This window comes from Haladaptatus sp. DYSN1, assembly GCF_029489995.1.
Classification (GTDB): Archaea; Halobacteriota; Halobacteria; order Halobacteriales; family Halococcaceae; genus QDMS2.
Genome location: NZ_CP120470.1, coordinates 2,950,633 through 2,969,957 on the forward strand (window position 1 = coordinate 2,950,633; position 19,325 = coordinate 2,969,957).

The window sequence follows — 19,325 nt, forward strand, 5'->3', positions numbered from 1 at the left end:
TTCTCGGTTCGCGGGAAAGCACTCGGTATGGACGAGCGGGCCGCCCTTTCGCGCATCGAAGCGACGCTCGCGGCCGCGGGCGACGACGCCGCGGTCGTGGACGGACAGGTCATCACCACCGACATGCTCCACGAGCGGACGGACTTCCCCGAGGGGACGACCCGCTACACCGCCGGGTGGCGCGCCGTCGGCGCGTCGCTCTCAGATGTCGCGGGAATGGGAGCACAGGCGACGGCCGCCGTCGCGGTCTACGCCGCCCCCGCTTTCGACGCGGCCGAACTCGATGACTTTCTCTCGGGCGCGAGCGACGTGTGCGAGGCGGTCGGCGCGGAGTACGTCGGCGGTGACCTCGACACCCACACCGAGTTCACCGTGGCGACGACGGCGCTCGGCGAGACGGACACACCCGTGTTGCGGTCGGGTGCAGAACCCGGCGACGTGGTGGCCGTCACGGGCGCACTCGGTCAGTCAGCCGCCGCACTCAGGCTGTTCGAACAGGACGACGTGACGCGGGCGAACGACCTGTTCCAGTTCACGCCGCGCGTGGCCGCGGGCGTCGCGCTCGCGCCTCACGCGTCGGCCATGATGGATGTGAGCGACGGCCTCGCACGCTCGCTACACCAACTCGCAGAAGCGAGTGACTGTGGATTCACCGTCGAAGAGGCGGCGATACCAGTTTCGGCCGCCGTCTCCGAACTCGCCGCGGACGCGGCAGACCGCCGCGAACTGAGCCTCTTTTTCGGCGAAGATTTCGAGTTACTTCTGACGGTTCCCGAAGCGTCGTGGGAGGCGGCCGTCGCCGCGTGTCCAGACCCGCTGACTCGCATCGGCGAAGTCACTGAAAAGGGCGTCGAGATGGATGGAGACTCGCTTCCTGACCGGGGGTACACCCACGGCGGCCCGGATTAGCTCAGGAACTCGATTGGAATCGGCGTGAAACAGAGGATGCCGAGCACGAAGGTCAGGATGCCGACAGCGATGCGCTTTGCGTCCATCGGGTCGTCGTGGACCGGTTGGGCCGGCCCGGCGTAGGCAATTCCCATCGCGAACAGCCCCCAGAAGAACCAGATGCCGGCGGCGTTCGAGGCGTCCTGGAAGTAGTAGAGGTAGCCCGCGAGGCCGAAGAGGACTGCGGGGACGAACGCCGCGAGCGTCTCCTGGCGTTCACCGAGCATCGAGCGCACGAGGTGGCCGCCGTCCAGTTGCCCGACGGGAAGCAGGTTGAGGAAGGTGACGAAGAAGCCGACCCACCCGCCCATCACGACGGGATTCACGGACTTCGCGGGGTCTGCGTACTCCAGTGGCTGGCCAACGGCGGCGGCAATCCATTCGAGGAGGATTGGGTTGTTGAACCGCACCTGCACCGCGCCCGGGTCGTTCAGAACGTGGGCGGGGGCGACGACGGGGTCCATGAACAGGCCGATGACGGTGACGACGACCGCAGCGACGAGACCAGCGAGTGGGCCGGCGACGCCGATGTCGAACAGCGCCTTGCGGTCTGGCATCCGCCCGCGCATCCGGATGACTGCGCCCATGGTCCCGATGAGCGTCGGGAACGGGATGAAGTACGGAAGACTCGCGTCCACGTCGTGGTACCGGCTCATGATGTAGTGGCCGAACTCGTGAACGCCGAGTACGCCCAGGATGGCGAGGGTAAAGGGGAGGGCTTGAACGATGTCGAGTGGGTTCTCGGCGAGGTCGATGTAGTACCACGCCGTGCCCGCGTAGAGCGTCGAAAGAATCGTGAGCAGCGCCATCAAAACGTTCGTCCACGGGAAGCCGTTGCCGCCGTTCGACCGGGGTTCGGCGACGAGGACGTGTTCGCCGGTCTGCTGGGTGAGGACGACTTCGTAGCCGTGTTCTTTGAACAGCGGCCAGACCTGCCGCTCGACCGACTCGGTCGTGTCGAGGGGCACGCCGTAGTAGAACAGGCGCGTTCCGTCAGTCCGAGTCTCGTAGACGTGAAACGCGGTCGAAAATGCATCCACCGGTGGGCCGTCTTCCGGTGGACCGGGGGGGTCCATTGGCTCTCGCTACGGGTGGAGCGTTGATAAATCCCGTGACGGGAATCACGGGACGAGAAGTGGAACGGTGTGGTGTGCGTGTGGTGGCACGCAGATTGGTTGGTCACCAATGTGGCACGCGGTGACCGTCTGTTGGGATGTCAGTGCGTGTGGTGGCACGCGGTGACTGGTTTCGCTGTAGGTGCAGTTTGGCGCTTAGACCGTGGCCTGCTGAACGCGCCAGGTGGTGGCGCTCGTGTACGACCACTTTTCGATGGTAATGTCAGTAGCTGACTCCTTGAGCTTGACCATCAGCCCGCCGATCTCCTTTGGGGAGAGACCGACGTCGTCGGCGATGAACTTGCCTTTGAAGAAGAATTCACCCTTCTCCATTGCGCGTTGCTTCAGGTAGTTCTTGAGCCGATCTTCTTTGCTGACAGTGGAGGGCTGCTGCGTTGTAGCGCTCATCTCTAACACCTCGACTGCTCATTCAAACTTCGGGAGCATATAAGGGCCAGAACCTTAGGATTGATTTGGGTCGTTTTACCGCTGAAGCGTCCGTCAGACAATCTTTTACGACGTGTTTTGCGGGCGTTTAACATTTTAAAGCCCGAGCTAACGGCGTAAAATCAAGAGTTGGTAAGTCACGATATTCGAGGGAAATTCGAGCGTCTCGAGTCCACAAATGCGGCAAATTGTTCCGCAAGCACAGTTTGCCTCGGATTGCGCGCGCTCAGTGGCGCGCAGACTACTGGCGTTCGTGGACCCAGAACTCCTCGTCAACTGTCACTTCCTTTTTAAACAGCGGAACTTCTTCTTTGAGGCGATTGATGCCGTCTTCGACCGTCTGGAAGGCCTCACCACGGTGGGCGGCGAGCACGACCACGAAGACGATGTCCTCGCCGTACTCGATGACGCCCGTCCGGTGGTGCATCACCACGTCGAGGACGCCGTCGCGTTCTTCGAGTTCCCGCGAGATAGTGTCCATGCGCTCCTCTGCGATGCCCTCGTACTTCTCGAACTGGAGGTACTCCGTCGGCGCATCGTTAGTAGACTCCTTCGCACGCACGCGACCCGTGAACGTGGCGATCGCGCCCGACAGTTCTGCCCGTTCTGAAGCCTTGACCTGTGCGACGAGCGATTCGAGCGTCTCGTACGGTTCGAGGTCCGCTACGGCTTCGACGATTGCGGGAACGGCTGCCGATTCAGCGTCCTCGACCCGGTAGAGCGTCTCGCCCGCGTGTTCGACGTCGCCACAGACGACGTGGGGCAGTCGCGCACCTGGCTCGCCCGTGACGATGGCGTAGGCGTGGTCCGGCGCGACGCGGTCGATGAGGGCCGAAAGCGACCCGTCGCCCGCGCCCGACCAGCCGGCGTCAGTGAGCGTGTAGGCTGTCGAAACGCCCGCTGGACGCGGGTCCTCGGGTGTGACGTCCACCCGAGAAATCGTCGCTACCCGCCCGTTCGAATCGAGTCGCGCGGCGAGTCGTGCCGCCAGCGCGTCGGCCCCGTCGCCACAAACTGAGAAGACCTGCATATCCGCCGAAACGGGCGCGACTCGCTTGTACGCTTCGCCGCCAAGTTGGCAACTCTTAAGGCGAACTCTGGGCTACCACGAACAGACATGAAGGTCGTCGTTTCTATCGGTGGGAGCGTGCTCGCACCGTCGCTTGGGTCAGAGCGAGTCGAAGAGCACGCCGCCGTCGTCGAATCGCTCGCAGGAGAGGGAATCAACCTCGGCATCGTCGTCGGTGGGGGCGGCGTCGCCCGCCAGTACATCAAGGCCGCCCGCGCCCACGGCGCGAACGAAATCCAGCTCGACCAGCTGGGCATCGACGTGACGCGGCTCAACGCGCGCCTCCTGCTCACCGCCCTCGGCGAGCGCGCCGCGCCGAAACCCGCCCTCACCTACGAGGAAGCGGGCGAAGCCCTCCGTCGCGGCGACATCGCCGTGATGGGTGGCGTCACCCCCGGCCAGACGACCGACGCCGTAAGCGCCGCACTCGCGGAGTACGTGAACGCCGACTTGCTCGTCTACGCGACGAGCGTGGACGGTGTCTACTCGGCTGACCCACGCACAGAAGCTGACGCCACGCGCTTCGAGGAGATGACCGCGAGCGAACTCGTAGACGTCATCGCCAACATCGAGATGAGCGCGGGGTCGAGTGCCCCGGTCGACCTGCTCGCTGCGAAACTCATCGAGCGCTCCTCGATGCGCGCCATCGTCTTAGACGGCACCGACCCCGAGCGCATCGGGAAGGCCGTCCGCACCGGCGAACACGAGGGTACGGACATCGTCCCCGAGGGCGTGGGCAACGAACCGACGTTCTGGGTTCCGTAAGATGAGCGACACAGCAGCCGCTCCCGAACACCGCGTCTTCTGGGCGGACGAGGTGGCAGACGAGATAGAAGCGCGCGACCCCGAAGACCCCATCATCATCAAGGGCGGCGTCTCGCCCTCCGGCATCCCCCACATCGGCCACCTGAACGAGATTATTCGCGGCTACTTCGTCGCCGAAGTCCTCCGCGAGCGCGGCCACGAGGTCCGACAGGTGTTCACCTCCGACGACAAGGACCCGCTGCGCAAGATTCCGCGTAAACTCGCCGACCTGGACTTCAACATCAAGGAACTCGGCGAACTCGAGAATCCGGGCGCACTCGGGCGCAACCTCGGCAAGCCACTGACCTCGGTGCCCGATCCGTTCGGGTGCTGTGACTCCTTTGGCGCACACCAGACGAAACTGCTCGCGAAGAATGCGGAAGCGTTCGGCATCCCAATCGAGGTTATCTCGAACACAGAACTGTACGCCGAAGGCAAGTTCGACGACGTGGTCGCCTACCTGCTCGAAAATCAGGAGAAGGCCGCAGATGTGCTCTCGAAGTATCAGGACAAGGTCGATGCCGACTACATTCCGTTCAATCCCATCTGTGAGAACTGCGGCAAACTCACCGAGACGGTGCTTTCCTACGACATCGAGGCGGGCACCGTCGAGTACGAGTGTACCGACCTGAAAGCCGGCGGCAACGTCATCGAGGGCTGTGGGCACAAAGGCACGGCCACCTTCCGCGACGGCAAGTTGCCGTGGCGCTTCGAGTGGCCCGCCCAGTGGCAGGTCCTCAAGGTCGACCACGAACCGTTCGGCAAGGACCACGCCGCCGGGTCGTGGCCCTCCGGCAAGGACATCGCAGAAAACGTCCTCGGTAACGAGGCCCCCGTCCCGATGGTATACGAGTGGTTCACCTACAATGGAGAGGCACTCTCCTCCTCCGCCGGGAACGTCGTGACCGCCCACGAAGTGCTCGAACTCCTCGAACCGGAAGTGTTCAAGTACTTCTTCTCGCTCTCGCCGAAGAAGGCCCGCGACTTCGACGTCTCGCGGCTGAACCAGCTCGTCGACGACTTCGACCGCTTCGAGGCCATCTACTTCGACCGCACCGACGACGAGGACCTGAAACCGCTCGCAGACCGCGTCTATCCGTTCCTCGTAGACGAAGTGAACGAAGACCGCGTGCGCCTACCCTACACCTTCGCGGCCGTCCTCGGGATGACCGACGACGTGGACCTGCGCGAAGAGATGGCGCGCAACGAGGAGCACTTCACCGACGACACGCCCGCGTGGGCGGTCGAAGACGCCCTGAAGCGCGTCGAGAAGGCGCGCAACTGGGCCGAGCGCATGGACAACGAGTACAACTACCGCCTGCAAGTTGAGTTGCCGGAGACGGACTTCGACGAGGCGACACAGGCCGCCCTCGAAGACCTCGCTGAGTTCGTCGAAGCGGGCCACGACGGCGAGGCGATTCAGGGCGAAATCTACGAGACGGCAAAGCGCCACGACGTCGGCGTCGGCGACTTCTTCACCGCTGGCTACCGGTTATTTTTCGACGCCGAACAGGGGCCGCGACTCGGCACCTTCCTCGGCGAACTCGACCGGGAGTTCGTCGTGACCCGCCTGCGCCGACAGGGCTGACCCACCTCGTCGTACCCCAAAACCCTCTTTGCGGTTAGGCACCTGATTTGGGGTAATGGTAGACACCCTCGTGTGGGTACTCGCTGGCCTGGCCTTCTATACGGTCGTCGCAATGGGCCTGCGAGCACGGGGCCTGCTCCCGCCGTCCGTGCGGATTCAGGGCCCCATCACGACGATTCATACACAACGCGGCAAGGCATTTCTCGACTGGTTGGCGGGCCCCCGTCGGTTCTGGCGGGCGTGGGGCAATCTCGGCATCGGCATCGCGCTCGTTATCATGGTCGGGTCGTTCCTCGCCGTGCTCTTCTCTGCGTACAGCACGCTCACCCAGCCAACGGCGAGTGCCATCACCGAACCGCGAAACGTCCTCGTGATTCCGGGGGTCAACGACTTCCTCCCGCTCTCTGCGGCCCCCGAAATCGTCCTCGGCCTCCTCATCGGCCTCGTCGTCCACGAGGGCGGCCACGGCCTGCTCTGCCGGGTCGAAGACATAAAAATCGAGTCGATGGGCCTCGCCCTGCTCACGCTGATTCCCGTCGGCGCGTTCGTCGAACCCGACGAGGAGAGCAGACAGAAGGCCGACCGCGGCGGACAGACGCGGATGTTCGCCGCCGGCGTGACCAACAACTTCGCCATCTCGCTCGTGGCGTTCGCGCTGCTGTTCGGTCCCGTCGTCGGCTCTATCGCCGTCGTGCCCGGCGCACCGGTCGGAAACGTCGCAGACGGCTCTGCGGCCGCTGCTGCCGGCCTCCAACCCGGTGACGTCATCACGCAGATAAACGGCCAGGACGTGACGAGCGCGAGCGAACTCGACGCCGTCCTCGCGAACGAGAGCCGAACCGTGGACGTGTCGCTCAAAAGCGGCGAACAACGCACCGTAGAGCGGTCGCTCATCATTACCGGGGCCGTCCCCCGCGTAGTCGAGGGCATCGACCTCTCTGGCGACCCGCCGACGATTCAGTCGGTGAACGGTACGCAAGTCGGCACGGAGGCAGAACTCCGTGACGCCCTCCAGAACCGCACCGTCTCGACCATCCAGACGGACAAAGGGAGCGCGACGTTCGCCGCCGGGGCACTCGTACAGGTGAGCCCCGACGGCCCGCTCACCGACGCTGGCGCACCCGAAGAGGAGACGATGGTCATCACGTCCGTAAACGGCACGCGGACGGTGGACCAGCAGGCACTCCAGCGAGCACTCGCGAACACGCAGGCCGGCCAGACGGTGACCATCGAAGGCGTCCTCGACGGTGAACAGGTCAGCTACGACGTGGAACTCGACGAGAACCCACGGACGGGTGGCGGTCTGCTCGGCGTGTTCACCCAGCCCGGCATCTCCGGTGTGACGGTTGACGACTTCGGCGTGGACCCGTACCCCGCAGACGAGTACCTCGCGGCACTCGGCGGCGACGGCGAGGGCGGGTTCGGCGCAGTGTCGTTCATCCAGCGCATCGGCGTCATCCTGTTCCTGCCGTTCGCGAGCGTCCTCTCGCCCGGACTCAGCTACAACTTCGCCGGGTTCGTGGACATGGTGACGAACTTCTACGAGATTCGCGGCCCGCTCGCGTTCCTCGGCGGTGGCGTGTTCACCCTCGCCAACGTCCTGTTCTGGAGCGGCTGGGTGAACCTCCAGCTCGGCTTCTTCAACTGCATTCCGGCGTTCCCGCTCGACGGCGGGCACATTCTCCGGACGAGCACGGAAGCCATCGTCTCGCGACTTCCCGTGCAGGACGGCCGTGAGTTGTCCAGAGCGATTACGACCTCGATTAGCCTCACGATGCTCGCGGGCCTCGTGGTGATGATCTTCGGGCCGCAACTGCTCGCCTGAAACTCAAAACGCCCTTATCTTTGCCCGCTAACGTCCATCCATGGAGCGACGCGAACCGCCACAGACCGACGAGGGCTGGTACGCACTGCACGACTTTCGGACGGTGGACTGGGACGCCTGGCGCGAGGCCCCCGCCCGCATCCGAGAGCGAGCCACAGCAGAGGGCGTCGAGTTCCTCACCGACCACGAGGCACTCGCCGATGCGGAGGAGGGTGCGTCGGCCGTCTTCTCGATTCTCGGGCACAAGGCCGACCTGCTCATCTTGCACCTGCGCCCGACGATGGCCCACCTTGACGTCGCAGAGCGCCAGTTCGAACAGACCGCCTTCGCCCAGTTCACAGAGCAGACCTCCTCGTACGTCTCCGTGACGGAGGTTTCGGGGTACATGTCCCAGGAGTACTTCGAGGAGGACGGCGACGTGGACACCAGCATCGCCCGGTACATCCAGTCGCGCATCAAGCCGGACATCCCGGACGCCGAGTTCGTCTCCTTCTACCCGATGAGCAAGCGCCGCGGCCCCGAGGACAACTGGTACGACCTGCCGTTCGACGAGCGGGCGGACCACCTCTCGGCCCACGGCGAAATCGGCAAGCAGTACGCCGGGAAGGTAAAACAGGTCATCACCGGCTCCATCGGCATGGACGACTGGGAGTGGGGCGTCACCCTGTTCGCCGACGACCTGACCGACGTAAAACAACTGCTCAACGAGATGCGCTTCGACCCCTCTACCTCCCGCTTCGCGGAGTTCGGCCAGTTCTACGTCGGGCGCCGATTCCCGCCCGCTGACCTGGAAGCCTACCTCGCGGGCGAACACGTCCCGACCGGAACGGCCCCCGCAGTTGAGCAGAAATCCGCAGACAGCGCCAGTTCAGGCGGCAAGCCACCGGTTCCAGAAGAGGACACCCACGAGGAAGTCGACCGCGACCAGTTCGAACAGGAACTGCGCAAGTACGGCGTCCGACTCGACGAGTATCCAGAAACGGGCTACGGCCTCATCTTCGAGTCCACCGCCGACGCAGAGGACCTCGCCGCCGAAGTCAGCGGCCTGCGCACAAACTTCGACCACTACGACACCCACGTCATGACCGCGGTGCGGGCCGACGCCGGCCACGCGGGCGTCATCAGCCTCTGGAAGAACAAGCGCGCCGCCGACACCGCATCCGGCTTCCTCTCCGACTTAGAAGGCGTCCAGTCGGGGATGGGCGCACAGATTGGCGAAGAAGGGGGCACCGAGAGCGACGACGAAGCAGACGAGACCGCCTCACACGGCACTGACGAAGACGCAGACCTCCGCGCCGAACTGGAGGACCTGAACATCTACTCCGGCCAGCCACACGGCGAAGATGTCTACGCGATGGTGCTCTACTCGGAGGCCGACCCGCAGGAAGTCTACGACGAAGTCGACGGCATGCGCGAACGGTTCGACCACTACGACACCCACGTCAAGACGGCCGTCTACGACGCCGAGATGGCCGACAAGACGGCCATCGTCAGCATCTGGAAGACCCAGAGCGCGGCCAACACCGCAGGCGGGTTCCTCGCAGACCTGCCCGGCATCGTCGCCCGCGCCGGCGAAGAATCCGGCTTCGGGACAATGGGAATGTTCTACACCGTGAAACCGGAGCACCGCGAGGACTTCGTCGAGAAGTTCGAGGTCGTCGGCGGCCTGCTCGACGACATGGACGGCCACTTAGAGACCGCGCTGCTCGCCAATCTGGACGACGAGAACGACATGTTCATCGCCAGCCAGTGGCGCGACAAGGAGGACGCGATGGCGTTCTTCCGCAGTGAAGCTTTCCGCGACACCGTGCAGTGGGGCCGCGACATCCTTGCAGACCGGCCGCGGCACGTCTTCTTGGCGTAGAAGTTCAGTTCACCTTTTCTGGCCGCTCGGGATTCACCAGATGGTACAGCACCTCTGATTCGACGAGATACGGGTCGCCGTCCATCACGGCGTTAAATTCTTCGATGAAGGCCGCCATCTCGTCGGGTTGCGCCTCGGGATTTTCGGTGACGTGTTTGAACACGTCGTACACCGTCGCGCCGTCTTCGGCTTCGATGTAGTAGGTGACGAACGGGCCTTCGTCGTCGTGCCGAAGGAACGCCGATTCAGTGTGGACGCCCTCCGCGTCGAGGATAGCGAGTGCGGCGTCCAGCGTTTCTGGGTCGTCCAGCTGCGACAGGAGAGCCTTCGCGCGGTCTACGTTTCCGTCCGCGATGCGCTGGTTCACGAGGAGCACGTCTACCATGTGAAGACCTCCGCACCGTCGGTGCGTAAGTCTTGGCCCGTCAACAGGTTCGCCCACTTCACTTCGACCGTCAGACAGGTTCCGTAAGCGGGTCTCGACTCGCAACGAAGGGGTTCGACTTTGCAGTTCAGTTACGCGCTGTCGCTGACAGGTAAACCGTGGTGAAAGTGAACGAAAATCAGCGTCAGACGCCAGCCTGCATTCGGTTTTCGAGTTGCAACCGAGGGGTTGCGATTACGCGCCAGCGTTCTTAAGTTTCAGGCCGGCGGCTTCGATGTCTTCGCCATCGACAGAGGAGCGAAGGCTGTCCATGCCGTCGTTGCGGTCGATTTCGAAGTTGGTCTCGTAGAGCGCGGCGACGCGCTCCTGTTCTTCCGGCGAGAGCGGCGGCGTCTCGGAGGCAGCGGCCCACTCGGTGATGTCGTCGGTGGAGTGGAACGTCGGCGTGACGGAGGCGACTTCGTCGTGGCTGAGGAGCCACTGGATTGCGGCCTGGGCCATGGAGCGCTGGCCATCCCGTTCGAGGAAGCGCACGGTTTCGAGTTTCTCCCAGCCGGTTTCGTACCAGGCGTCGGGGCGGAACCCACGGTGGTCACCGGATTCGAGTTCCGTCTCCGGACGGACCTGCTCGTTCAGGAGGCCCGAGGAGTGGGGCACGCGGGCGATGATGGAGGTGTCCGCGTTCTCACGACGGATGGTGTCGAGGAAGTGCTGGCCGGGCACCTGCTCGAACATGTTGTACACCGTCTGGATGGCGTCGAAGTCGAGTTCGACGGCGCGGTCGCCTTCTGCGAGCCACCCAATCGAGGGGCCGAGCGCCCAGCCGAGGGCATCCACGCGGCCCTCGTCGCGCAGTTCGTAGAGCACGTCCATGACCTCGGGCGTGACCTCGTCTACGTTCGCGTTGTGCAGTTGCAGGAAGTCGATGTGCTCGACGCCGAGGCGGTCGATGCTCTTTTCGACGCACTGGCGCATCCAGTCGGGGTCGAGGTTCTTCGGAATCTCGCCGTGGCCGGCCTGCGCGTGGTTGTAGAAGTCGTAGCCGATTTTCGTGCCGATGGTGACTTCGTCGCGGTGTTCTGCGAGTGCCTGGCCGATGAGTTCCTCGCTGCGGCCGTGGCCGTACACGTCACCGGTGTCGAAGAAGGTGATTCCCTCGGAGAGGGCGTGCTGGACCATCTCGATGGATTCGGCTTCCGATTTGTCGCCCCACCAGTCGGTGCCGACGACCCACGCACCGAAGCCGACTTCGCTGACCTCGACGCCCGAGTCGCCGAGTGTTCGGTAGTGCATGGGCGGGGGTAGGGACGAGACGCACTTATCCGTGTGCATTCTGCCCCGACCGGCCGTTACAGTTATTGTGGAGTGCGGTTCCGGAAGTGCCGTAACGGAAACCCCTATCAGTCACCAGCGTGAACGAGTTGCCATGACGAAGCGACACGTCCACCTGCCTGACGCCGCAGAGGCAGGCGTCAGGGCGTTCATCGACGAGGTCGATGAGCGACTCTCGGGTGACGAAGAAAGTACCTGCGAGGTCGTAGAGGACGTTCTCGTAGACCTCTACGGCGACCGAGACGCATACGAACGCTGGCAGAACGGCGAGTCGGTCTCTACCGCAGAGCGCGTTCGCCTGCAGGGCTACGACCCGTGTAACTCCACCCTCGAAAGCGAGTACTACGCGGAGAAAGACGAGGAGAAGTTCAAGCGCTCGAAACACCTCCAGTGGCTCTGGCGGCAGTTCGACGCGACGCCGATGGCGGACAACATCGAGTTCGCCCTGCGCTTCCGGCAAATGCTCGCGAACCACCTCTTCGAGGATGCAGGCGACAACCTCCGCATCTTCAAGGGCGTCACGATGACCTACGGGCACAACATTTCCATCGGCGACAACACCGTCATCCACGACGACGTCCACCTTGACGACCGCGGCAAGCTCACCATCGGGCGTCGCTGTTCGATTTCCGACGGCGTCCACATCTACAGCCACGACCACGACATCAACGACCAGACCGCCGTCGAAAACTTCCACACCATCGTCGAAGACGACGCACGCCTGACGTTCGACGTGATGGTTCGCGCCGGGGTCAAAGTCGGCGAAAACTCGGTCGCCGGTGCCCGGTCGGTCGTCCAGCACGACGTGCCACCCCACCACGTCGTCGTCGGCCAGCCCGCAAAGAGCGTCCGCGTCAAACCCGGCTGGGAGTCAGTCGCCCACCCGGTCGACGAACGCTACGAGAGCCACCGCGACGAGCGCAAGATTCCGTACGAACTCCCCGAGGAGTTAGACGAGTTCGACGAATTCGGGCGCACGCGACAGCCGCCGAACTGATTTTCCCACCCAGACGAGGACTTTTGGCCCAGACCCACCAAGCGAGGCTATGCTCCGCTCGTTCGACGGGAAGGAACCCCAAATCGCAGACAGTGCCTACGTCGACCCCGCAGCCGTGGTCATCGGCGACGTGCGAATCGGTCCCGACGCCAGCGTCTGGCCGAACGCCGTCCTCCGAGGGGACGTCGGAACCATCGAAATCGGCGAAGGGGCGAACGTCCAGGACAACGCGACGCTCCACGAGGACGCCGTCCTCGAACCCTACGCCACCGTCGGCCACGGCGCGATCGTCCACGACGCGACGGTACGCGAGCGAAGTCTCGTCGGCATGAACGCCGTCGTCCTCGACCGGGCGGTAATTGGCGAGAAGTCCATCGTCGCGGCCGGCAGCGTCGTCACCGAGGACACCGAAATCCCCGGCGGCGTGCTCGTGGCCGGGTCGCCCGCCGAAGTGAAGTTCGAACTGGAGGACTCGGGCTGGTTCGCCGCCGGCGACCGGTACGTCGCCCTTTCAAAGCGCCACGCGGAAACGTCGGAATTGCTCGCAGACGAGGGCTTTTCCGCCCGTGAGCCCTAACTGCGAGCATGAATCGACGCGCCTACCTCGCAGGCGTCGCAGCCACTGCCACGGCCGGACTCGCCGGCTGTACCCTCCCCGGCCTCGGCGGGTCCGCCCCCGACGATTCGACGACCACGGTCGGTGACCAGGAGGTCGTGGTCGAAACCTTCGCCACCGGCCTCGAGGTCCCGTGGGGGGCAGCGTTTCGCGATGGCGACCTGTATCTCACCGAGCGCCCGGGCCGCATCGTCCGCGTTCGCGACGGCGAGCGCGAGGTGGTCCGCGACATGACCGATTCGACCGCCGCGAGCGGCGAGGCTGGCTTGCTCGGCCTCGTATTCCACCCCGACGACCCCGACGTGGCCTATACCTACCAGACGCACACCCCGAACACGCGAATGCTGAATCGTATCCTCCGCCACGACGTCGGGAACGACTGGGCATTCGAAGAAATCGTTTCGGGCATCCCCGGCGCGACCACCCACGACGGCGGCCGCCTCGCGGTCGGTCCCGAGGGCGCACTGTACGCGACGGCGGGCGACGCCCGCGAACGCGACGGCGCACAGGACACAGAGACGTTAAACGGGAAGGTGCTACGCCTGACCCTCGACGGGGAACCACACCCGGACAATCACTTCGACAACGCGGTGTTCACCTACGGCCACCGGAATCCACAGGGCCTCGCCTTCCGTGATGACGGCGTGCTCTTTTCGAGTGAACACGGCCCGGACCGCGCGGACGAAATCAACGTCCTCGAAGCCGGGAACAACTACGGTTGGCCCGACGTGATGGGCGATTCCGGTGGCGAGTACACCGACCCGCTCGTCTCCTACACGCCCACGATTGCCCCGGGGAGCGCGGCGTTTTACGACGGCCCCATCAGCCAGTGGCAGGGTGACCTCTTCGTGCCGATGCTGAAAGGGTCGTATCTGCGGCGAATTCGGTTCGATAACCGGACTGTAACCGAACAAGAACAGTTGTTAGTCGATGAATTCGGCCGACTCAGGACGGCATTTTCGGGACCGGGCGGCCACCTCTACGTCACGACGAGCAATCGAGACGGGCGCGGACTTGCCAAGGACGGTGACGATCGCGTCATCCGGCTTAGACCAGCCTAAGGGCCTGTAACGCCGAAGAGACAAAGTACCTTGACACCGTATCTCAAAGTATGCTCGACGCGTGGGGGTGGGTTGTCGCCTACATCATCGGGTTCACCGTCATCCACCTGTTGGTCTACCAATACCTCCGCACGAGCGATGAGTCTCGATTCGAACAATTCTCGCCGAGCGACGCCTCCGGGTACGAGGGGTCGAGCGCGACTGCGGACTACGGAACCCAGAGCGGGCACGTCCCGGGCGAGTTCCGCCAGTGTCCACACTGTGGCACCCAGAACGAGGCAGACCCGGTGTTCGTCTTTTGCAAAGAGTGTATCCAGCCACTCTCCGTTTAACGTTTTAGCGTCGTGCCCCGAGTGACCACTATGCCACGAAGCGTCGCCATCAACATCGGCGCGAACACCAACGCGCCCGGCTTTCGCGGCCCGATTTACGACGACGGCAGTTTCGAGTACGTCCCGATACCGGAAGAAGCGCCCACGACCGACCCGGTCCCGACCTACGCAGACCTCGGTCTCTCGATGGAGATACCAGCAGAAATCCGCGAGACACCGGTCCACTTGGACCCGGAGTTCGCCGACTATGGTCCGTGTGAAAACTACACCTACGGCGACCCGTTCGGCGTCAAAGCCCGACCGCTGCAATCGCTCGAAGCGGGTGATTTCGTGTACTTTTACGCCACCCTTTCGACAGCGGGCGACGACCCCGCGCCCTGGATTGCCCCGCGCTGGGGCTGTTACATCATCGGGCAGTTCGAACTCGCCCGCGACCCGGTTTCGGGCGACGATTTCGACGAGCTTTCGGCGACTGAGAAAGCGGCATTCGCCTCGAACGCCCACCTCAAACGCGATCCCTTCGACGCCCGAGTGTTGCTTCGCGGCGACCCCAATGAGTCGCGCCTGTTCGACCGGGCGTTCCCGCTCAGCACGCCGGAGGCGGGAGCGACGGCGAATCACGCCGTCACCGAGTGGTCCAGCGATTCTGGAAAGGGACCGTGGTGGCGACGACCGCTGCGGTTCGATGAATCTGCAACTGAAAAACTTCGGGCAGAACTCGGGGAGAAAACGCAGGACTAGGCGATGTCGCGGCTGGTGTCGATGGCGACTCGGTCTGCCAACTGGAGCTTGATGGCGTCTCGAATCGCGGCCCCGCCGCGATACTTTGGAATCGTCAGGCGATTCTCGATGGTTTCGCCCTTCACGTCCGTCGAGAGCGTGAAGACGAGGTCCGCCATGTACTCGGTGGTATCTCGCATCGGCGAAACGGCCCGCCCGTCGAGGCAGTGCAGGTAGGCAACGCCGCCGATGTTCACCATGTGAGTCTGGAGGTCGTTCAGGAAGTTGCGATACCGAACGCCCCCATCTGCTTCGAGCACGTCGACGGAGTCTACGATGAGGTTGACCCCCTCTGGCAGCTGTCGAATCAGTGCCAGCGCGTGGTCGATTGGCGCTTCAGCTTCGACTTCCTGGACGACCGGTTCACCCACTCGCGTAGACGTTCGGTCTATCGCGTCGCGGACCGCCTGTGCGGATCGCTGGGTGGTGAGATACAGCGTTTCGTGCTCGGCAGTCAATTCCAAGAGCACCAGTTCTGCCTGGCTCGCAGGCTTCGCCACGAGCGCGACGATACTGCCGGCCGGAATGCCACCACCGAGTTTGCGATCTAAAATTTCGATACCTGTTGAGACTGTTTTCATCGGCGACCCCCCACGGTTGCCGAATTGTCCGATTGTCCGTACACGCGTTTCCCCCAGTATGTGATGAGTGAGCCATGGGTATTGTTACCTACCTGATAACGGGGTTGCTACGTCGAAAGGCCGCTCCGATAACGGTTGTCGGGAAAAACACCCGCCGGATGCCGAAAATGTGAGCCACTGTAGATGTCAATCTCGAAAATGTCGTTTCATCCGGAATACGAGCCCGTAAAACCCGGAATAACCCGTAATTATGCTGGATAACGAGTTGTTAACGCAGCATCATCCTTTCGTTTCGTCATAGTTTAGTCACTCTATAATAACAGTCGTTAGTTCGTTACTGTCTTGCAGAGGGGCAATTTATACCATGAAAGAAAATACTGACGAACCGGACGACAACGACGAGACGTTCGATACGACTCGACGGGGGTTACTCGCGCTGGCGGGGCTCACAGGGCTGAGCGTGGTTGGCAACGGCCGACCATCCCCCAACGCATCGTTCCGAAATCTGACCCCGGAGAACGACGCTCTCTCCATCGACGGCAACCTCAACATGGAGGGGAACAACATCCTCAATCTGAACGACATCACGACGTCGGATGATTTCTCGTCCTGGAGCACCTCCGGCTCCGGAAACGGGACCATCCAACTCCGTGACTCGACCGCCCAGACGTGGTCGATGCGGGCCTACGAGGGCGACGGCGACGCCCCCGGCCCGGTCAAATTCCAGTCGCCGATTTCGGGCGCAGACGAGGATGATGCCGGTGCCGTAAATCCAGGAAGCCTGGAAATCACCAAGGGCGCAATCCTCGATTCGATGTCCGTCAAGAGCTGGAACGTCGTGGACGTCACCGAGCGCGGCATCCAGCCGGGAACGGACGACGACCTCGGGAAGTTCATCAAGGACGACTTCGACGGTGGCGTCAACAGCACGACCATCTACGTTCTCCCAGAGGGCGAGTACACCTGGAACACCGCAGTCACCGTCGAGAAGTTCGACGCCTTCGGTATCATCGGGAAGCCACAGGCGAGGGTGAAATGCAGAGATCCGCAGATGACCCACTTCCTGAAGTTGGGCAGCGGGGCGAAGGACAACGCAGACATGTTCCTCTCAGAGAACATCACGTTCGACATCACCATGCCGCAGTGTGCGGCTTCCTCCATCCAGGCGGCTGTAGACGAGTACCTCTACATCAACAACATCAAAATCATCGGCGAGATGGACCGCGACTACGGTCAGGTCTACTCCATCCACCCGACCCTGCTCAAGAACACCGGTCGCGGCTACGTGAGCGTCACCATGCCGGACGGTGGGTACTACAACCCGGACCAGAGAGAGCAAGAACACCCGATGGGCATCTCGCTCGAACGTGACCACCTCGGTCACATCGTCATCGAGAACTCGTTCATCGAGGGGTTCATCAACAACGGAATCTACAGCGCCGGTCACAACGGCCAGGTGAGCGTCCGAAACACCCAGATCAAAAACTGTGGTGCCGGGATGCTCCGCCTCGGTGACGGGGACTTCGCGTACAAGTGCCACCTGATAAACGACGACGCGGAGGACCGCGACTACTCCTATGCCGCCCTCTGGGTCGCGAAAGCCCGCCACGCCGTCGCGAACAGCATCTACATCGATGCGGTTCAGGGGACGCCCTCCGAACTCATCCGCGTAAACGAGGACACGAAACACTGCCAACTGACGAACATTCACGTCAACTCCGACGACTCCCAGTACATTTGTGAGTTCAGGGGCAGCGGCGACGACGAAGGGATGATCGTCTGTTCGAACTGGACCATCAACGACACTGGCGGGAGCGGCACCCGGGCGCAACTCGGGCGCATCAGCCGCGCGAACGTGAAGATTAAGGACTGGGAAGTCCGGTTGAACCCGCCGTCCGACGGCAAGCGCCACGGCCTCGTCATCGACGCGCCGTGGGTGGACATCAGTGGCTGTACGTTCTATCACGGGAAGGGAGACGACGGCCTCTCGCTGCTGCTCGACGACGGTGCCGACTACATCCGGCTTCAGAACAACGACTTCAAAGCCGGAAAGCTGTACCAGTACAGTCGCGCCTCGCTCAAGAACGGGATCGTGACGGGCAATCGCTTCAGAAGCGGAACGAGCATGTCGGGCGAACGAACAGGCTGGACGACCAGCGTCAATCAGGGCGGCCTCTAACCGAGGCAACCTGAGAATCCGGCAGACCCTGACGGCTCACATACCGTTTTGAGGGCTCGCCCGAAACGCCCGGTGCATGGCCACAGAGTCCCCCGAACGAACCTCACTCGCAGCGAACGTTCGGGGACTCTGGAGCGATGGCCGCGGCCCGATTCTCGTTTCGATTGCGCTCGGCTGGTTTCTCGTCTACGGACTCAGAGCCGCGGTGCCCGCGATTCTACCGCAAATCAAGACGGCGTTCGTCCTCGACAACGCCGCCGCCGGCCTCGCCTACTCCGCGCTGTGGAGTGGCTACGCCATCATGCAGTTTCCGGCGGGGCTGCTCGTCGACCGCTTCGGCGAGCGGACGCTCCTCGTGGCGAGTCTCGGCCTCACCGCGCTTGCCGTCGCCGGACTCGCACTCTCGCCGCTGTTCGCCGCGTTCGTCCTCGGTAGCCTGTTGCTCGGCCTGGGGATGGGACTCTACGGCCCGGCACGCGGGACGATACTCTCTGCAGTGTACGACAAAAGCGATGGAACCGCAATCGGCGTGACGTTCGCCGCGGGGAGCATCGGCGGGGCGCTGATCCCCTTTCTGGCCGGGGTGCTGGTGGTCAGCATCGGCTGGCGCACCACCCTCGGCCTGCTCGTCCCCCTGTTCGCGCTCATCGCCCTGTTCGTCTGGCGCGTCGTCCCTCGTGCCCGGTCTGCAGCAGTCGGCAACGATGGGCGCAGTGTCGCCAAGGATATGGACGGCATCGTCGAGGGTGTGCTCAAGCGTCCGGTACTCATCGCCGTCGTCGCGATTACGCTCCTGCTCTCGAGTTTTCAGGGCTTCGCCGCGTTCTTTCCGACCTACCTGACCGAAGTGAAGGGACTCAATCAGGGGACAGCGGCGGGACTCTATGGGCTCATTTTCCTCGCCGGAGCGGTGGCCCAACCGCTCGCGGGCGGCCTCGCCGACACGTACAGCGACCGGGCCGTCCTCGCCGTCGCGGCGGCCATCGGCGCACTCCCGCTGTTCGTCGTCCCGTTCGTCTCCGGGGTCGTCCCGTTCGCCATTCTCTCGGCCGTAGTCGGGGTGCGACTCGGGACCTATCCGGTCACGAACGCCTACATCATCCGGTTGCTCCCGGACGAGGTGCAGGGCGCATCGTGGGGACTCGTCCGAACCGTGTTCTTCCTCGTCGGCGCGGCGGGTCCGGCCCTCGTCGGCCTCCTCAGCGATTTCTCCGGGTTCGAGACGACGTTCCTCGTCCTCGGCGGCGTGACTGTCGTCTCGGCCATCGTCTACGCGCTGTTGCCCGTACCCGGAACCTACGGGACGTGAGGGCGAACGTACATCCGCTGCGGAACCGAATCGCTGTACAGCCGCGCAGTCACGACCCGAGAGAAGCGCTACGTTCAAGTGTGACGCCGAAGA

Annotated in this window: 18 protein-coding genes; 12 read left to right on the forward strand and 6 right to left on the reverse strand. The window is 63.4% G+C overall.

Translation table 11 applies throughout. The features are described from left to right. Window positions 1-27: 27 nt before the first annotated feature. Entirely contained in the window at window positions 28-909 is an 882-nt protein-coding gene (gene thiL, locus P0648_RS15970) for a thiamine-phosphate kinase (protein WP_277504757.1), read from the forward strand. Here the strand turns inward: thiL and P0648_RS15975 are convergent. The 3 genes from P0648_RS15975 to P0648_RS15985 all read right to left on the reverse strand — a co-directional run bounded on the left by P0648_RS15975 (window position 906) and on the right by P0648_RS15985 (window position 3,540). Further along, window positions 906-2,024 carry a site-2 protease family protein gene (locus tag P0648_RS15975; RefSeq protein WP_276246303.1) on the reverse strand — a complete coding sequence of 373 codons (1,119 nt, stop codon included), beginning with the start codon at window positions 2,022-2,024 and terminating at the stop codon, window positions 906-908. The two genes, thiL and P0648_RS15975, sit on opposite strands and share 4 nt — an antisense overlap. A gap of 195 nt (window positions 2,025-2,219) precedes the next feature. Beyond that, window positions 2,220-2,471 (reverse strand): hypothetical protein, encoded by a 252-nt coding sequence (locus P0648_RS15980; protein WP_276246302.1) that lies wholly within the window; start codon window positions 2,469-2,471, stop codon window positions 2,220-2,222. A 280-nt stretch (window positions 2,472-2,751) separates the two neighbouring features. After that, a complete protein-coding gene (locus tag P0648_RS15985; protein WP_276246301.1) occupies window positions 2,752-3,540 on the reverse strand; it encodes a molybdopterin synthase in 789 nt (262 codons plus the stop codon). A gap of 87 nt (window positions 3,541-3,627) precedes the next feature. Between P0648_RS15985 and pyrH the strand changes: the two genes are divergently transcribed. From pyrH to P0648_RS16005, 4 genes are read left to right on the forward strand one after another with little or no spacing between them, the layout of a single operon-like run. Then, window positions 3,628-4,344, forward strand: coding sequence for a UMP kinase (pyrH, locus tag P0648_RS15990; protein ID WP_276246300.1), 717 nt, complete (start codon window positions 3,628-3,630; stop codon window positions 4,342-4,344). A 1-nt stretch (window position 4,345) separates the two neighbouring features. Further along, complete coding sequence (gene lysS, locus P0648_RS15995; protein WP_276246299.1) at window positions 4,346-5,971, forward strand: lysine--tRNA ligase; 1,626 nt, start codon at window positions 4,346-4,348, stop codon at window positions 5,969-5,971. 55 nt (window positions 5,972-6,026) lie between these two features. Further along, window positions 6,027-7,796 carry a site-2 protease family protein gene (locus tag P0648_RS16000; protein WP_276246298.1) on the forward strand — a complete coding sequence of 590 codons (1,770 nt, stop codon included), beginning with the start codon at window positions 6,027-6,029 and terminating at the stop codon, window positions 7,794-7,796. A 40-nt stretch (window positions 7,797-7,836) separates the two neighbouring features. Further along, complete coding sequence (locus tag P0648_RS16005; protein WP_277504763.1) at window positions 7,837-9,660, forward strand: heme-binding protein; 1,824 nt, start codon at window positions 7,837-7,839, stop codon at window positions 9,658-9,660. A gap of 4 nt (window positions 9,661-9,664) precedes the next feature. On the opposite strand, the gene P0648_RS16010 is transcribed toward P0648_RS16005, so the two are convergent. Together P0648_RS16010 and P0648_RS16015 are read right to left on the reverse strand one after the other, a co-directional pair. Further along, window positions 9,665-10,045: a DUF6176 family protein gene (locus P0648_RS16010; protein ID WP_276246296.1), complete on the reverse strand. Its 381-nt coding sequence runs from the start codon at window positions 10,043-10,045 to the stop codon at window positions 9,665-9,667. Window positions 10,046-10,279: 234 nt separating this feature from the next. After that, window positions 10,280-11,338 carry an aldo/keto reductase gene (locus tag P0648_RS16015; protein WP_276246295.1) on the reverse strand — a complete coding sequence of 353 codons (1,059 nt, stop codon included), beginning with the start codon at window positions 11,336-11,338 and terminating at the stop codon, window positions 10,280-10,282. A gap of 133 nt (window positions 11,339-11,471) precedes the next feature. Between P0648_RS16015 and P0648_RS16020 the strand changes: the two genes are divergently transcribed. The 5 genes from P0648_RS16020 to P0648_RS16040 are packed head-to-tail and all read left to right on the forward strand — an operon-like array spanning window position 11,472 to window position 15,124. Further along, window positions 11,472-12,374 (forward strand): acyltransferase, encoded by a 903-nt coding sequence (locus P0648_RS16020; RefSeq protein ID WP_276246294.1) that lies wholly within the window; start codon window positions 11,472-11,474, stop codon window positions 12,372-12,374. 49 nt (window positions 12,375-12,423) lie between these two features. After that, window positions 12,424-12,951 carry a gamma carbonic anhydrase family protein gene (locus tag P0648_RS16025; protein WP_276246293.1) on the forward strand — a complete coding sequence of 176 codons (528 nt, stop codon included), beginning with the start codon at window positions 12,424-12,426 and terminating at the stop codon, window positions 12,949-12,951. An 8-nt stretch (window positions 12,952-12,959) separates the two neighbouring features. Next, window positions 12,960-14,051: a sorbosone dehydrogenase family protein gene (locus tag P0648_RS16030; RefSeq protein ID WP_277504767.1), complete on the forward strand. Its 1,092-nt coding sequence runs from the start codon at window positions 12,960-12,962 to the stop codon at window positions 14,049-14,051. 50 nt (window positions 14,052-14,101) lie between these two features. Continuing rightward, on the forward strand, window positions 14,102-14,383 hold the full coding sequence (locus P0648_RS16035; RefSeq protein ID WP_276246291.1) for a hypothetical protein: 282 nt from the start codon (window positions 14,102-14,104) through the stop codon (window positions 14,381-14,383). A gap of 30 nt (window positions 14,384-14,413) precedes the next feature. Then, on the forward strand, window positions 14,414-15,124 hold the full coding sequence (locus tag P0648_RS16040; RefSeq protein ID WP_277504770.1) for a hypothetical protein: 711 nt from the start codon (window positions 14,414-14,416) through the stop codon (window positions 15,122-15,124). Here P0648_RS16040 and P0648_RS16045 read toward each other — a convergent pair. Further along, on the reverse strand, window positions 15,121-15,744 hold the full coding sequence (locus P0648_RS16045) for a transcriptional regulator (RefSeq protein WP_277504771.1): 624 nt from the start codon (window positions 15,742-15,744) through the stop codon (window positions 15,121-15,123). The two genes, P0648_RS16040 and P0648_RS16045, sit on opposite strands and share 4 nt — an antisense overlap. Window positions 15,745-16,108: 364 nt before the next feature. On the opposite strand from P0648_RS16045, the gene P0648_RS16050 reads away from it, so the two are divergent. Beyond that, window positions 16,109-17,923: a hypothetical protein gene (locus P0648_RS16050; protein ID WP_277504772.1), complete on the forward strand. Its 1,815-nt coding sequence runs from the start codon at window positions 16,109-16,111 to the stop codon at window positions 17,921-17,923. A gap of 76 nt (window positions 17,924-17,999) precedes the next feature. Then, window positions 18,000-19,232 carry an MFS transporter gene (locus P0648_RS16055; RefSeq protein ID WP_276246287.1) on the forward strand — a complete coding sequence of 411 codons (1,233 nt, stop codon included), beginning with the start codon at window positions 18,000-18,002 and terminating at the stop codon, window positions 19,230-19,232. The last annotated feature ends 93 nt before the right edge of the window (window positions 19,233-19,325 follow it).